The following is a 15,658-nucleotide window of genomic DNA, read 5'->3' as shown; positions in this document are numbered from 1 at the left end:
CAAACTGGGGAGATGAGGCACTGGCTGATACCAGCAAGGCCCGACTTACAGTATGAAATCATCTCCAGCGCGGGTAAAAATGACCATATCATTGAATTGAAAACCACAAAGCATGCACAAAAAAACTTTCCCGATGTTCCTGAAACGATTAAAGCGAGATTAATCAGCAAAACAATAAAGGGCAAAAGCTACCGTATATTAACCTCGATGACGGATAGATTGCGTTATCCAGGTAATGAAATTGTTGAATTATATTGTCATCGTTGGGAGATAGAACTTGGGTTTAGAGAAATCAAACAAACCATGCTTGATAGCGCATACCATTTAAGAAGTAAGCGTCCAGACATGGTGCGTCAGGAGCTATGGGCCGTGTTACTCGCCTATAATTTAATACGAAGAATAATGACGATGGCGGCGACAGTCACAGGGATATGGCCTAACCAGCTTAGTTTCTCTAGCAGTTCGATGGCTGTCATTCAGTATTTCTCGTCAGTATCTATAATGAGCCCAGGGAACATTCCAATACACTGGCAGCACTTACTCGATACACTGGTCTTATTTAAGCTTCCAGCTAGACGAGAGGATAGAAGATATCCCCGATGGGTTAAGCCAAAACCATCTAAGTATCCCCATAAAAAGAAAGATGCCAGTCAGCTTAACTGACTGGCATTAGCCTAATTAGGCTCGTTTTTTATTACAAAGCACTATCTAATATCTTTTTTAATTTAGGTAATTACTTGTTTACAATAAGTTTATTAAATGAAATTATTGAGTGAAGAAATGGAAATCATTTTGAGGCCTCCCTCAAATGGTATTTGATAAGCTTTTTATACTTTATCAATAAGGAATATTATGACTGCAGAAATTAATCAATCAAACAAAATTAAACATGAATTTAGCTTTTCGACTCTGGGTTTTTTCGTAAAGCTTTATCTGGTCGGGCTATGTCTTTTTTCACTTGTTGCTGCTGGTGGGATGGTTTTTATTGTTCTCAAAAAGGGAAGTGTACATCCCTTAGCGCTAGCTTTGGCAGTGCTTGGCCTTTGTAGTTATGCTTTGTGGCATTTATGGGCTGTATCCAAGAGAAAAGTTAATCAAATAACTATTTTAGCAATACTCAGCTTATTAATAGGTGGAAACATTGCAAGCTGCGTAATAATGTTCTTTATTCGCCAAGCCGCAGTCAAAGAAAGAGCTTTAATAAACAAAGAGAAGCTCTAAATACTGGTTTTTATCTCAACCACAATTAGCGTAATTTGGTTAATAACTAAATGAAGTTTAAACAACTTAAAGGAATACAATGAAATTTATTCTTTGCTTTATTATATAGGTTACAAGTACATCATTGGCATACGCTCAGTCTATCGAAACAGTTACTGCACAAAGTGAGCAAAGTGAAAAAATTATGCTATCAACTATAAGGGTTAACGAGTTAGAAAATGAGTTGTCGAGCTTGTCTTACGACGCAGAAAAGTATGTTCTAAGATTTTAGGTCAAAGTATTAGAAATATAATAAAAGCCCAAATTGAAGGACTATAAATGAAATATCTAAGCCACATTCTACTGTGCCTATCTCTACTTTTCACATCTAGCACATTTGCTCTTGAGCAAAAATATCACGAGTTCGTTTTACCTGTTATTACTGCCTTTGCAGCTCACGATAAACCTACAATTGCTGCACTTATTAGCTACCCATTAAAACGACAGTACCCCATACCTGACATTAAAAATGAAACTGAGTTTATTAACCGCTTTGATGAAGTATTTAATGATGAGTTAGTAGCAGTTATTGCCAGTTCAAACATTGATACCGATTGGGAAAGCGGTGGTTGGCGCGGCATTATGCTAAATAACGGCGTGGTGTGGGTAGATACCGAAGGTAAAATTATTGCTGTAAATACCCAAAATGCTAAAGAGCAGGCACTTGCTAAACGCTTAATTGAACACGATAAGCAATCCCTGCATTCAAGTGTTAATACTTTTAAAAAACCAATACTCGATTGGAAAACGGCTAACTACCATATTCGTGTTGATGATTTAGGCGATCATAATTATCGATATGCAGTGTGGAGTATTGATAAAAGAGCAAAGGACAAGCCTGATATGGTTTTATTTAACGGCGATGTAACGGTTAGTGGCAGTGGCAGTAATCACTATTATACGTTTAAAAATGGACGTTATAGTTACATATTACACGTTATTATTATTGGCTGCGATACATCACCACCAGGTTGGCTTGAAGTTTATAAAGACGATGAGCGATTACTATTTGAAGATGTTATAAGCACTCTTTAATGTATGTTTTAGTATGCTTGATAATGTAGATCTGTTTTTAACAGTTAAACGTTCTAATAATTAGTATTTTTATAAAACAGATCTAAGTGGTAGGCTAAAAGTAGTAAGTATAAAATAGTAAGTAATTAAAAATAGTTCTCGCGCAACAAGGAACCCTCCTGTAAAGCGCTTTGCCAAGGAGTTTAGTATGATCACGCTTACCATTAATGGTAATAAACATGAGTTTTCTGGCGATCCGTCAACGCCAGTATTATGGTATCTCCGAGACGAATTGAATTTAACTGGGCCTAAATTTGGCTGTGGTATGGCACAGTGCGGTGCGTGTACCGTGCATATTGATGGGGTAGCTCAGCGCTCGTGTGTATTACCTGTAGCGGCAGTAGCGGGTCTTTCAATTACTACAATTGAAGGGTTAAGCGAGCAGGGCGACCATCCCGTGCAACAAGCATGGGTTGAGCATAAAGTACCGCAGTGTGGTTTTTGCCAGTGCGGTCAAATGATGCAAGCTGCAAGCTTATTAGCTGCAAACCCAACCCCTACCGACGATGAAATAGTAAGTAATATGTCGGGAAATATTTGCCGTTGTGGTACATACCCGCGTATTCATAAAGCAATTAAATCAGCTGCTAAAACAATGGCGAGTGTTCAATATTTTGACCCAAATGAACAAGGGGAAGAAGTATGAACCAAGATAACAAATACTTTGATTTAAACCGCCGTAAGTTTTTAAAAACTAGCGCAATAGGTGCATTGGTACTTGGTACTTATTTTGTAGGCAGTGCGCCAAGAGCGATTGCGGGTGTGTTAGAGCAGCCATCTGAGCAAGCAAAGCGCGCAAACTTATTTATTGCACTGCGCCCAGACGGCATGGTTGAAATAACCTGCCATCGTTCTGAAATGGGTCAGCAAATTCGCACCGCGATTGCACAAATAGTTGCCGATGAAATGGAAGCCGCGTGGGATAAGGTTATTGTTATTCAGGGTAAGGGCGACCCTAAATATGGCGATCAAAATACCGATGGCTCGCGCAGTATTCGCTACAACATGCAACGCCTGCGTGAAATGGGCGCAAGTGTGCGTTACATGATGCAGCACGCTGCCGCTAAGTATTGGAAAGTTGACCCACAAACCTGTACTGCTAATCAACACGTTGTTACACACAGCTCAGGTAAATCGCTTACTTATAAAGATTTAATCGACTTAGCGCTTACAATAACGCCACCAGAAGCTGACAAACTAACACTTAAAGCACGCAAAGAATGGCGCTACATTAATACTGGCATGGCGCACATAGATTTAGCCGATTTAGTAACAGGTAAAGCTATATTTGCAGCCGATGTACGCGAACCACAAGCGCTGGTGGCTATAATTGAACGCCCGCCAGTGGTAGGCGGTGTTGTTAAGTCATTTGATGCCAGTGCTACAAAAGCGATAAACGGCGTTATAGATGTTATTGAAATACCTGCACCAAAAGGCGCGCCGCAGTTTCAGCCAAAAGGCGGAATTGCGATTATAGCTAAAAACACATGGGCTGCATGGCAAGGGCGTAAAACATTAAAAGTAGTGTGGGATGATGGCAAAAATGGCGATTACAATTCAAAAGAATTTAAAAAGTCATTACTAAAAACAGTACAAACTCCACAGGCAAACATACGTGATAAAGGCGATGCCATGGGCGTGTTGGCTAAATCGAGCAATAAACTCGTAGCTGATTATTACGCGCCGCATCTTGCTCAAGCACCAATGGAGCCGCCGTGTGCAACAGCTATGTACAACAAAGATAGTGTTGATATATGGGCTGCTACGCAAAACCCACAAGCCGATATGAAAACAGTGGCGGCAATGCTTGGCATGGATGAGAGCAAAATTAATGTTCACGTTACCATGTTAGGAGGCGGCTTTGGGCGTAAGTCAAAACCTGACTTTTCAGCAGAAGCAGCTTACCTTTCAATGAAAGTAGGCAAACCTATTCGTGTGCAATGGACGCGTGAAGACGACATACAACATGGTTTTTACCATGCGGTTTCGGCTCAGCACATTGAAGCATCGCTAGATAAAAATGGCGCAATAGAATCTTATTTACACCGCACCGCATTTTCACCAATTACCTCTACCTTTTCAGAAGGGGCGACTACGCCAGGAAGCTTTGAACTGCGCTTAGGGTTTACCGATAACCCAATTAACACACCTAACATGAAGTTAGAAAACGGTGATGCGCCTGCCAAAGCACGAATTGGTTGGATGCGCTCTGTATCAAATATTTTTCATGCCTTTGCTATTCAGTCATTTATTGGCGAAGCAGCGCACAAAGCCGGTCGCGACCAAAAAGACTATTTACTAGACACGATAGGTCCGAGTCGTATTGTTGATGTAACAGAGCAAAATGCCACATACGATAATTACGGTGGCGATAAAGCGGTTTACCCTTTAGATATTGGCAGACTGCGTCATGTTATTGAAAAAGTAGCTGACATGAGTAAATGGGGGCGAGAGCTTCCTAAAGGGCGAGGTTTAGGCATAGCAGCACACAGAAGCTTTTTAACTTACGTAGCTACGGTAGTTGAAGTAGAAGTGTCGGATGCTGGCGATTTAAACGTAATTAAATCGTGGGTTGCCATTGATGCGGGTACGGTTGTAAACACCGACACCGTTAAAAATCAAACCCAAGGTGGCTCTATTTATGGGATTACAACTGCAATCAGCGATGGTATTACCTTTGACAAAGGCCGCGTGCAGCAAAGTAACTTTCATGATTATCGCGTACCGCGTATGAGCGACTCACCACTTGAAGTTGACGTTGAAATAGTACAAAGCGATGCACCACCAGCAGGGGTAGGCGAGCCATCTACACCGGTTTATGCGCCAGCATTATGTAATGCTATTTTTGCAGCGTGCGGAAAGCGTATTAGGCAGTTACCGATTGGTAACCAGCTAAAAGCGTAACTAAATAACCTACAGCTTAAACAAAAAAACCGCCAAAATGGCGGTTTTTTTAGAAGTTAGCGATTAATGAGTTTTTTCAAACTCATCAACTTCACGCTCTGCTTCTTCTTTAGATTTACCATACTGCTGCTGGATTTTACCCACTAGCTCTGTACGGCTACCTTCAATTTTGTCTAAATCGTCGTCAGTAAGATCGCCCCATTTCTGTTGAGCCTTACCTTTAAGTTCGTTCCAATTACCTTTCATACGATCGCTGTTCATAAGTTTCTCCTTACTTAGATTTAATTAACGTTCAGTATAAAAGGAGCAAGGCGTGTACCAATAAGTTAAATTTTTATTTTGCATTTATAATCATGGTGTTATGTTTTTATTGAGGCAGTAATGATTAATGTTTTGAGCACATCTTTAAAAAATGTACAGAGCGGTCTGTAATTATTTCTGATTATGTAACCCTTAATTAAATCCTTTATAACCACATAGCTTTAGCGGCGCGTTTATTTTTGGTTTTTGTTACAATTCACGCAAAGCAATTTAGGGTAAATAGCTGTGCTGCCGGTTCAAGACATATATCAACAACTCGTTACTACATTACAAAGTAATCCTATTACGTTATTACAAGCACCGCCTGGTGCGGGTAAATCTACGTGGTTGCCGCTACAGCTTATGCGTGATGGGCATTTTAAACGTATTGTAATGCTAGAGCCTCGCCGTTTAGCTGCACGTAATATTGCCAGTTATTTAGCAAAATGCCAAAACGAGAGTGTTGGGCAAAGTGTGGGCCTGCGGATTAGGGGCGAGAGTAAAGTAAGCGCTAATACGCGCCTCGAAATAGTTACCGAAGGCATGCTAACGCGCATGCTGCAAAACGACCCTGAATTAAGCGATATAGATTTACTGATATTTGATGAATTTCATGAGCGTTCAATTGCAGCCGATACCTCACTTGCCTTTGCGCTCGAGACCCAAAGTGCGCTGCGTGAAGATTTAACCATTATGCTTATGTCGGCAACTCTTGATACTGAGCGTTATACAGCGTTTTTTGACTGCCCTGTAATTCAATCAAGCGGTCGCAGCTACCCAATAGACGAAATATACATACCCATAAAAGATGAAAGCCGCTGGCTCGATGCAATTCCTACCATAATAAAACAAGCACTTAATGAGCAAACAGGTAGCGTATTGGTGTTTTTACCTGGGCAATTTGAAATACTACGCGTGCAACAAGCACTGAGCGATTTACCCAGTAACTGCCAAGTTGCAACGCTATTTGGCGAGCAAGATAAAGCTAATCAGCAAGCTGCTATTGCTCCTGCACCAAACGGCATGCGCAAAGTAGTGCTAACCACCAATGTAGCCGAAACCAGTTTAACTATTGAAGGCATACGCATTGTAATTGACAGCGGTAAGCGCCGTGCAGCTACCTTTAATTTAAAAACAGGGGTTACTGAGCTCACAACACAAAGTATATCGCGCTCGTCTGCTGTGCAGCGTGCAGGGCGTGCAGGACGAATAGAGCCGGGCATTGTTTATCGAATTGGCTCAAAGCAAACCTTTGAGCGACGTAATAGCCACGACAATCCCGAAATACTCACATCAGACATAAGCCAGCTTATGCTTGAGGCAAAGCAGTGGGGAGCCAGTATTGATGAGCTAACCTTGCTCGATAAGCCCACTGAGCAGCAATGCGAACAAGCAAGTAACCTGCTTAATATGCTTGAAGCTATTGATAGCAAAGGTAAGCTCACACCGCTTGGCAGTAAAATGTTAGGTTTTGGTGCTGATATTCGTTTGGCGCATATGCTATTGAAAGCACAAATACTTGATGACCAACTCCCTGGTATTTTTAGGCTCGCTATTTATTTAGTGGCATTACTTGAGAGCCGAGTAAATAGCGCAAACGAGTTGAGTTTAGCGCTACATAGCCAACAGCAACGTCCGCATCCGGTATTTAAACAACAGTTAAAGTATTGGCAAAGCCGCTTAAAAGTAAAAGACGAAAACAGCGAATTAAATACGCATTATATAAGTTTGCTGGTGGCATTGGCATACCCCGATCGTATTGCTAAAAAACGCGGTAATGGTTACCTACTTGCCAATGGTGCAGGTGCTGAGTTAAATGCAGATTACTGGCACAACGACGATTACTTAGCTATAGCAACCATGGGCGGGCACAAAGGAGGGCGTATATTTGCAGCCACCGCGCTTAACCCATTTGAGTTACAAGAATTTTTACCGCATTTATTTAGTGAACTTACTCGTTGTGAGTTTGATGAAAAATCAGCACGCTTTATTCATCAAGATGAAGTAAAGCTCGGGGCTATAACGCTCAGCAGCCAGCCTAGTAAACAAAAACTAGATAAGGGCGAGCGCGCTAAAGCGTGGCTAAACTTATTTGCTAAACACGGTTTTGCATTATTTAACGAGCAACCTGATGCGCAGCAATTGCTGATACGTATGAGCCTAGCAAGTAATTTAATGCCCGATAAATTCCCGCAAATAAACGAGCAACAACTTATTCAAAATGCAGCGCAGTGGCTAGGCGTGTTTTTAGAAGATATTAAAACGCTCACGCAGCTTAAAAAGTTTAACTACTTTGAAGCATTACAAAACTGCTTTGATTGGCAACAACAAACCACGTTAAAAGCTTTGTTACCACTGCGCTTAACGGTGCCAAGTGGCTCAAATATAAAAATAGAATACCAGCTTGATCGCCCCGCAAAGCTAAGCGTGCGTATGCAAGAAGTTTACGGCTTGACCAGTACGCCTATGCTTGCCAACGGTAAATTGCCATTGCTTATGGAGCTGCTATCGCCAGGTAAACGTTCATTGCAACTTACTCAAGATTTAGCCCACTTTTGGGCTAGCAGTTACCGCGATGTGCAAAAGGAAATGAAAGGTCGCTACCCTAAGCACTTTTGGCCAGACGACCCCGCTAATAGCGTTGCAACCAACAGAGTGAAAAGCAAAATGTAGATGTTAATTCACTTAAAACTGATTTTGTTTGATTATTGAACTTACTAAGGTAATGTACCTATAAAATATTTTTAGCTACAGGGAATAGTCAATGAAGCTACTTTTAACGTTAGGTTTGGCTTTAGTAACTGCTTTTTCGGCGTATGCTGAAAAGCCACTCGACTTAAATGCGTTTGCGCAGCAGTACTATAAAACAATGACCGCCACACAAGCACCTAACGCAGGTGCTAAAGAGCTTGAGGCTTACCTTGCATTGTTAACCGATGATATTGGCAATCAGCACATTCCGTATCAACCGGATGACTCACGTATTCCTGATGGTAAAAAGCAGATGCGCAAAGGTATGAGTTTTTACTTAGGTGCACACACGTTGTTTGAAAGCACACTGCTTAATACATTTGTGTTTAATGATACGGGCTTTGCTATTCGTTATAAGAGTTATGCAAAGGGCATTCACCCGCAAAGTAAGCAGCCAATAGAATACACCTCCACAATGATGGAAGTAATAGAAGTTGAAAACGGTAAAGTGGCGATGATCCGCAAGTATCACAAATAACAAATAAGGATATATATGAAACATTTACTTATCGCACTATCAATATTAATGCTTAGTGCATGCGCTAGTACAAAAAGTGATTTTAGATTTGATGGTTCTACACCTGAGTCAACTCAGGCCGGAGTTAATAAAGTTTTAAAGACATTAAAATCTCAAGATGTAATGCGCTTTATAGGCGCCTTAATTACAATTCAATTTTCTGATGTGCAAAGCGCAGAAGATGTTTTAGGCGACCCAACCATGATGAATGAAATGAATTACTTTATTGTTGGTAAAAAAATTGATGGCTTAAATTATTATGAAGTACTGGAGCTTGCGAGTACATCTTCATCGAAAGTGGAAGTTTCGGTAGCGAAATAGTTCCAGCTTTTTGTATTACATTAAATGTGTAATACCAATTCGCAATAATACTTAATCATTTTGCAGGGCTAAACGTGTCGCTACCTGCGTTAAAAAATGCTCATTTAGAACAACTAAATAGCGAATTTTTTGCCTAGCTATCAACACGTTTTTCTGCCCTCAAAATAGACCACTTAATTAAGCGAATTGGTATGATTTTATGTCTATATTAAATATATTATTGAAAGTGCTAAAGTTTTAACGCTATAAAACTTAATAGTAAGCTTTGTTTATTCCTGCTCATGAATTTATACTACGCTTTAGTAAGAAGCTAATTATTTATAATTTAGATGCAGAAGTCTAAAACATAAAACGTAAGCTACTTTGACTTAATTCTACACGATTAGATAGAGACTATGACATTAAGATTTTTTGTAATAATAGGTACTTTAATTTTAATGTGCTTTGTAACAAGTTTATTAGTTGGGTATCGCTATTTTTTTAGCCTGCCGACTATAAACACTAGTATTGAAGATTATCAAAATCGTGAATTACTGAGTCTTAAAATTGCGCTTGATAAAGAGTTTATATTTTTAGAAACACTCAATTATGACTACGCCGTATGGGATGATACCTATAATTATATGGCAGATTTTGACGCAGAATATGTAGATTCAAACTTTGTAGGGGATACCTTCTATTCTCTCAAAATTGATGGTGTGTTTATCTACGATGTAAACTTTAATATGGTGTACGGACAAGCGTATGATTATATGAAGCATACGGAGTTTGATGCGCCTGATTTAGATTTACAGGTTAATAAATTAAACCGCGCAATTATTCCTAATCCAAAAGCTGCTAATGACGACAATAGTTTAAGCCATTCTGGTTTTTTACAAACAGCGGGCGGCCCTGTTATGTTTGCATCGCATGTAATAAAGCGAACAGATAAAACAGGTGAGCCTGTTGGTAGTATTGTTTTTATAAAAAAAGTAAGACCGTCGTTGATCAAATCCTTAGCGGAAATTGCACAAGTGGAGCTTAGCTATACACAAATAGCACACGGTAGTTCTTTAAACGATATTGCGACGCTTAAAGGGAGCCTCCAAGAAGAGGACATTGCCACTCAAAGGAAGAGGGTGATTCTAGATGTAAATGGTAAGCCATTGCTTGCTTTGAACATTAAGCACCATCACCAAACACTGCCAGTTTTATTTGATCATTATTTAAAGCTTATTTTGTTAATGTTTTTTGTAATGTCATTATTAGGTTTTTATATTGTAAATCGTTATTTTATTGAACCGCTTATTAGTGGTGCGTCCGCTATTAATTCAATGTTGGTTAAAAACGATTTACAGCCTTTGAGGTTCACTAATCAATTTTTAGAAATGCGCGTTTTAATTAGCGGTTTTAATGCGTTAATTAAACAAGTAAAAGAGCAAAATTCTAAGCTCGAAAAAATAAGTAAAATTGATGGGTTAACCCAAATTTACAACAGGCGTGCCTTTGATGAAATTATAGCGGCTCAGTGGGAGCAGGCTCAACAGCAACAAAATGCCTTTGGAGTAATATTACTTGATGTAGATCACTTTAAAAATTATAACGATTTTTATGGTCACCAAGGCGGAGACAACGCTTTACAGCTCCTAGCTGGTAAATTACAAAAAATGGCAAAGCAAAACACAGGAACAGTTGCGCGCTATGGCGGCGAAGAGTTCATATTATTCTTTAAAGAGCTTTCTTATGAAGAGTTTGTAAATATATCTCAGCAATTGCTTTTGGCGGTTCGGGAGTTAAATTTACCTCATGAAGCGTCGCCTGTACGTAAATATTTAACAATTAGTGCTGGGTGTGTATTTGCTACAAAAGAAACCTTAAGTGGTAATAATGTGTCTATTCAATCACTAATTAAAGAAGCCGACATAATGCTCTACGAAGCGAAAAACTCAGGTAGAGATAAAACATCAATCAAATCTATATAATTTAAGTCAATTATTAAAGATGCATCAGCTGTTTTTTATTATTAAACGCTCAAACCTCTTTCCCGCCATGGCTCTGTGCTAGGTCGTCAAGTTCGGCGCAAGTGTAATCAAAACCACTTTCGTCGTATTCGTATGTCACTTTTACACTATCGCCGCCATTAAAAAGTCGTGTTTTTACATCGTTAACCGGCCAGTCTTTGAGCTCGTGTAAAAACCGGTTAGCAACTTGTGATGATTCAAAACAATAGCGAATTTCTGTTTTCATAAATAATAAAGCTCTGGCTGTTTACCCCAGCTGCTAGCGCATTATTAATGGGGCGTTCATGATTCGGTTACAAAAAATAAAGAGTTAAATTGTAAATTTTGTGTTTCAATAAATGCATTAAACTCGGTACACACTAACGTACTTTAATTAACAAATGATGACGACTTTACATGCATTATAAATTTGCTCTTATCGCAAGCTCGGTTTTTATACTATGCGCTTGCGGTGGTTCAGGCTCTGATGATACGCCAACCGTTAACGGAAATAAAATCCCCATTTTGTCAGTCGCTGATATTCCTAGTGAATTAAGTAAAGGCCAAACAATTGAGCTAACAGCAATAGCCAGTGACAAAGACGGCACTATTACATCTGTTGTGTGGCAACAAACGCAAGGGCCTGAACTAATTAGTGGGCCTTTAGAGGCAACAACTACTTCAGTAACACTGCTAAATGCGCAAAGTTATAAGCCTGTTGATTACGCTTTTTCGGTCACAGCAACCGATAACGAAGGGGCAAGCAGTGTAAAAACGCTAAGCTTTACTGCACGTAATAATATGGATGACATTAGCGCCGCACGGTTACTACACCAAGCAACAATGGGACCTAAGCTTAGTGAAATACAAAACGCACAAGGATTAAGCGAGCAGCAATGGCTTGATAAGCAAATAGCGCTACCTATTAATTATCACCGTGATTATTTAGTAAAGTTAAATGACGATGACGACTTTAAATACATAAGCCGCATAGACGCATGGTGGAAGGCAGTAATGCAAAGTGACGATCAACTTCGTCAACGTGTTGCATTTGCGTTAAGTGAAATATTAGTAGTGTCGGATGAAAACAGTGCCTTAAGAGGGCAACCTGAGGGCATGATCACTTATTACGATTTGCTACTAAAGCATGCCTTTGGTAATTATCGTGACTTACTCGAAGATGTCACGCTTTCGCCTATTATGGGAACTTACTTAAGCCATTTGGGTAACGAAAAAGCAGACGATACACTTAATATTCGCCCAGACGAAAATTACGCACGTGAAGTAATGCAGCTATTTACTATTGGCCTTGAAGAGCTAAACCTAGATGGCAGCGCCAAGCTTGATGCACAAGGTAATACCATTGCCACTTACGGGCAGGTCGAAATAGAGGGTTTTGCACGCGTATTTACTGGTTGGACGTTTGCCGATAGTGAAACATTTAAGCGTAAAAGTCGTGACTATATTAAGCCAATGGAAGCATTTGACGAGTACCATTCTAGTAAACAAAAAACCTTACTAAAAGGCGAGGTTATACCGCAAGGTTACGCAGCAGAAGAGTCATTGCAAATAGCGCTCGATAATTTATTTAACCATCAAAATGTTGCGCCATTTATTACTAAGCAACTTATTCAGCGATTAATTACCTCAAATCCAACCCCCCAATACGTTGAACGAGTAGCTAATATATTTATTGATAACGGCGCTGGTGTACGCGGCGATTTAGCGGCTGTAGTAAAGGCTATATATTTAGATGATGAAGCGCGCCACTTTGGCTCAGTGCTTAACTATCAAGGTAAAATTAAAGAGCCTATTTTAAAAACCGTACAGTTTTGGCGAAATCTCGATGCTAAATCTTTGGCTGGTTACTATAAAACATGGAATTTAATAAATAGCTACGGGCAAGGACCCATGCAGTCGGCTTCGGTATTTAACTTTTTTAGGCCTGATTATCAAACCGCAGCTTTGCGAAATGAAGGTATTGTTGCGCCAGAGTTACAAATAGCAAACGATGCAACACTGATTGGCACCATGAATGCGCTTTACGCAAGTTTAGTGTGGAGTACCGCTGAAGCACACAGTGATTTAAATTCAAATGGTATTTATGTTTACATTCAAGACGACATGAATGTGTTAGAGAAAAACGGTGTTAGCGCGCTATTAACTCAGTACAACACGCTATATTTTGCAGGCGCAATGAGCAGTGACACACGCCAAGCATTACTTGATTTAGATGCCTACTTTAATGAAGAGCAATACCGTGAACGGGTTTCGTATTTACTATATATGATTGCTATTTCACCTGAATTTAACGTGCAGTATTAGGAGCGCATAATGAGCATTAATAGAAGAGAGTTTTTGTCGTTATGTGTAAAAGGCAGCGTATCGGCTGCCGCGTTAACGAGCCTGCAATTACAAGCATTAACTGGAGCGACTAATGCCGTTGAGTTAGGTGATTATAAAGCATTAGTGTGTGTGTATTTATACGGGGGGAATGATTCGTTAAATATGCTCGTTCCGCTTGAAGGCGAGCAACGGAATTTGTACGAGCAAAGTAGGCAAAACCTAGCGGTAGAGAGCCCACTTGAGCTAAGCATTAAAAGCCAGTTTGCCGGTGGCGTCGGTATTCATCCTTCACTTGAACCGATACAAAATGTGTTTGAATCTCAAAATTTAGCATTTATAGGCGGGGTAGGTACTTTACTCGCTCCCACAACATTGAATGACTATAAAAATAAAACAATAGGTTTGCCTAAGCATTTGTTTTCGCATAACGATCAGCAAGCTGCGTGGATGTATGGTCGAGAAAAGCAATCACTTAATAGCGGGTGGGGCGCACGACTTTTAGAGCGTTTAGAGTTACAAGATGAGTTTGCAGCTAATGTATCACTCGACGGTACTAATTTATGGCAAACGGGAAGTGCTAGCAATGCATTTGCGCTTAACAAAAGCGGCATTAGTAGTATTAACGCGTTTGGAGGGTATCAACCTCGTAGCGAGCACGTAACCGCTATTATGAACCGCTTACTAAGCAATACGAGCCATCCGTTAAGTACAGCTTATGCCAATGGCTTAACAAGTGCGATAAATAACACTCAAGCAATGAACAGCGTGTTAGAAAGCGCGCCTGCACTTATTACCCCATTTAGCGATAATAGCCTTAGTGAGCAATTTGCCGCAGTCGCTAAAACAATTAGCGTACAGGCAAAATTGAGTACTCAGCGCCAAGTGTTTTTTGTTTCTATGGGGGGGTATGATACCCACGACAACCAATTAACAACGCACCCTGCTTTATTAAATACGTTAGCTCAAGGCTTAAGTGAATTTGATAGTGCAATGAAAGAGCTTGATATGGCTGATAAAGTGACTACGTTTACTATGTCTGATTTTGGTCGCACGTTGACCTCAAATGGCGATGGCACTGATCATGGTTGGGCAGGGAACCAAATAGTAATGGGCGGCGCAGTAAAAGGCGGCAATATATGTGGCGAGCTATTAACTCAACATTTGGATGGCCCACAAGATACCGGTGGCGGGCGTTTAATTCCAAGTGTTGCTAATGAGCAGTACTTTGCCACACTGGCTCAGTGGTTTGGTGTGCCAAGCTCTGAGCTTGTTGATATTTTTCCAAACTTGAGTAACTTTGATCACACAACATTGGACTTTTTTGTGTAATTAGTCGCTAATAGTAATCTAAAAGCACTTGTTAGTAGTATAAGCTACTGGTTAATAGTGCTTAATTGTTTTAATAATAAAAATCACACAATATAGGAATCATAAAATGAAAGTTTTAGTGAGCTTAGTTAGTCTAATCGCTTTTTTACTCGTCATACTGCCAGGGCCTTTGTATAAATTTGGTATTGTAGAGCTAGGAACTGCGTTTGCTGGTTTTAAATTTGGTGTTTACGCTGGTGGCGCTGCATTGGTGCTACTTATAGTACAAGCGTTATTTATGCGTAAAACGTTAACGCTAAGCAATGGTGTTATTGCGCTTGTGTTTTCGGTTGTGGCTATTGCTATGCCACTTAACATGATGAACAAAGCTAAAAGCGTACCGGCAATTCATGATATTTCAACAGATTTAGTTAACCCACCAAAATTTGTAGCAATTGCGCCACTGCGTGCTGAAGCACCAAACCCAGTAGAGTACGCGGGTGAAGAAACGGCAGTACAGCAACGCAAAGCATACCCTGAACTGGCAACGTTAAGCTTTGCACAATCTAAAGCCGATTTGATGGCAGCAAGCGAACAAGCAGTTAAAAATCTTGGCTTTGCAGTGGTAAGTGCAAACACGGCTACAGGTATTGTAGAAGCTACTGATACAACCACATGGTTTGGTTTTAAAGACGATGTGGTAATTCGTATTAAAGATGAAGGCAGCCAACGTTTTGTTGATATTCGTAGTAAATCGCGAGTAGGGCGTAGTGATTTAGGAAAAAATGCAGAGCGCATTCATTCAATTATTAATGAACTAAACAGCTTACTTGCAAAATAATTAAATTTAGTGCCCTAGTACTAACGATTGAGCTCAAACACTGTTTGGGCTTTTTTT

Annotated in this window: 14 protein-coding genes; 12 read left to right on the top strand and 2 right to left on the bottom strand. The window is 40.0% G+C overall.

Translation table 11 applies throughout. The features are described from left to right. The 5 genes from QT16_RS06360 to QT16_RS06340 form a co-directional block, all read left to right on the top strand. Positions 1–663: IS4 family transposase (locus tag QT16_RS06360; RefSeq protein ID WP_039486445.1), on the top strand; the 663-nt coding region annotated here is incomplete at its 5' end. Positions 664–852: 189 nt separating this feature from the next. After that, positions 853–1,221, top strand: coding sequence for a hypothetical protein (locus tag QT16_RS06355; RefSeq protein ID WP_039487230.1), 369 nt, complete (start codon positions 853–855; stop codon positions 1,219–1,221). Positions 1,222–1,539: 318 nt separating this feature from the next. Next, entirely contained in the window at positions 1,540–2,295 is a 756-nt protein-coding gene (locus QT16_RS06350) for a hypothetical protein (RefSeq protein WP_039487226.1), read from the top strand. A 187-nt stretch (positions 2,296–2,482) separates the two neighbouring features. Next, positions 2,483–2,980: a (2Fe-2S)-binding protein gene (locus tag QT16_RS06345; protein WP_002958127.1), complete on the top strand. Its 498-nt coding sequence runs from the start codon at positions 2,483–2,485 to the stop codon at positions 2,978–2,980. After that, positions 2,977–5,238 (top strand): xanthine dehydrogenase family protein molybdopterin-binding subunit, encoded by a 2,262-nt coding sequence (locus QT16_RS06340; protein ID WP_039487222.1) that lies wholly within the window; start codon positions 2,977–2,979, stop codon positions 5,236–5,238. The genes QT16_RS06345 and QT16_RS06340 overlap by 4 nt, the downstream gene beginning before the upstream one ends. Positions 5,239–5,301: 63 nt before the next feature. On the opposite strand, the gene QT16_RS06335 is transcribed toward QT16_RS06340, so the two are convergent. Then, positions 5,302–5,499 carry a CsbD family protein gene (locus QT16_RS06335; RefSeq protein ID WP_002958133.1) on the bottom strand — a complete coding sequence of 66 codons (198 nt, stop codon included), beginning with the start codon at positions 5,497–5,499 and terminating at the stop codon, positions 5,302–5,304. 285 nt (positions 5,500–5,784) lie between these two features. Between QT16_RS06335 and hrpB the strand changes: the two genes are divergently transcribed. The 4 genes from hrpB (at position 5,785) to QT16_RS06315 (ending at position 11,088) form a co-directional block, all read left to right on the top strand. Continuing rightward, positions 5,785–8,211: an ATP-dependent helicase HrpB gene (gene hrpB, locus QT16_RS06330; RefSeq protein ID WP_039487219.1), complete on the top strand. Its 2,427-nt coding sequence runs from the start codon at positions 5,785–5,787 to the stop codon at positions 8,209–8,211. A 91-nt stretch (positions 8,212–8,302) separates the two neighbouring features. Further along, positions 8,303–8,767 (top strand): nuclear transport factor 2-like protein, encoded by a 465-nt coding sequence (locus tag QT16_RS06325; protein ID WP_039487217.1) that lies wholly within the window; start codon positions 8,303–8,305, stop codon positions 8,765–8,767. A gap of 15 nt (positions 8,768–8,782) precedes the next feature. Further along, positions 8,783–9,127 carry a hypothetical protein gene (locus tag QT16_RS06320; protein WP_039487214.1) on the top strand — a complete coding sequence of 115 codons (345 nt, stop codon included), beginning with the start codon at positions 8,783–8,785 and terminating at the stop codon, positions 9,125–9,127. 395 nt (positions 9,128–9,522) lie between these two features. Further along, on the top strand, positions 9,523–11,088 hold the full coding sequence (locus QT16_RS06315) for a diguanylate cyclase domain-containing protein (RefSeq protein ID WP_234047856.1): 1,566 nt from the start codon (positions 9,523–9,525) through the stop codon (positions 11,086–11,088). A 49-nt stretch (positions 11,089–11,137) separates the two neighbouring features. Here QT16_RS06315 and QT16_RS06310 read toward each other — a convergent pair whose 3' ends face one another. Next, the gene (locus tag QT16_RS06310) at positions 11,138–11,353 is read right to left on the bottom strand and encodes a hypothetical protein (RefSeq protein ID WP_002958138.1); all 216 of its coding nucleotides are present in this window, start codon (positions 11,351–11,353) and stop codon (positions 11,138–11,140) included. A gap of 170 nt (positions 11,354–11,523) precedes the next feature. Here QT16_RS06310 and QT16_RS06305 point away from each other — a divergent pair, with 170 nt between their 5' ends. The 3 genes from QT16_RS06305 (at position 11,524) to QT16_RS06295 (ending at position 15,601) form a co-directional block, all read left to right on the top strand. Next, the gene (locus QT16_RS06305; RefSeq protein ID WP_039487212.1) at positions 11,524–13,431 is read left to right on the top strand and encodes a DUF1800 domain-containing protein; all 1,908 of its coding nucleotides are present in this window, start codon (positions 11,524–11,526) and stop codon (positions 13,429–13,431) included. Positions 13,432–13,440: 9 nt separating this feature from the next. After that, entirely contained in the window at positions 13,441–14,781 is a 1,341-nt protein-coding gene (locus QT16_RS06300; RefSeq protein ID WP_039487210.1) for a DUF1501 domain-containing protein, read from the top strand. A gap of 106 nt (positions 14,782–14,887) precedes the next feature. Continuing rightward, the gene (locus QT16_RS06295) at positions 14,888–15,601 is read left to right on the top strand and encodes a DUF1499 domain-containing protein (protein WP_039487207.1); all 714 of its coding nucleotides are present in this window, start codon (positions 14,888–14,890) and stop codon (positions 15,599–15,601) included. Positions 15,602–15,658: the final 57 nt, after the last annotated feature.

It is taken from the genome of Pseudoalteromonas distincta (genome assembly GCF_000814675.1).
Lineage (GTDB): Bacteria > Pseudomonadota > Gammaproteobacteria > Enterobacterales > Alteromonadaceae > Pseudoalteromonas > Pseudoalteromonas distincta.
The sequence above is the reverse complement of the archived record's forward strand: the minus strand, read 5'-3'. Positions and strand labels throughout refer to the sequence as shown.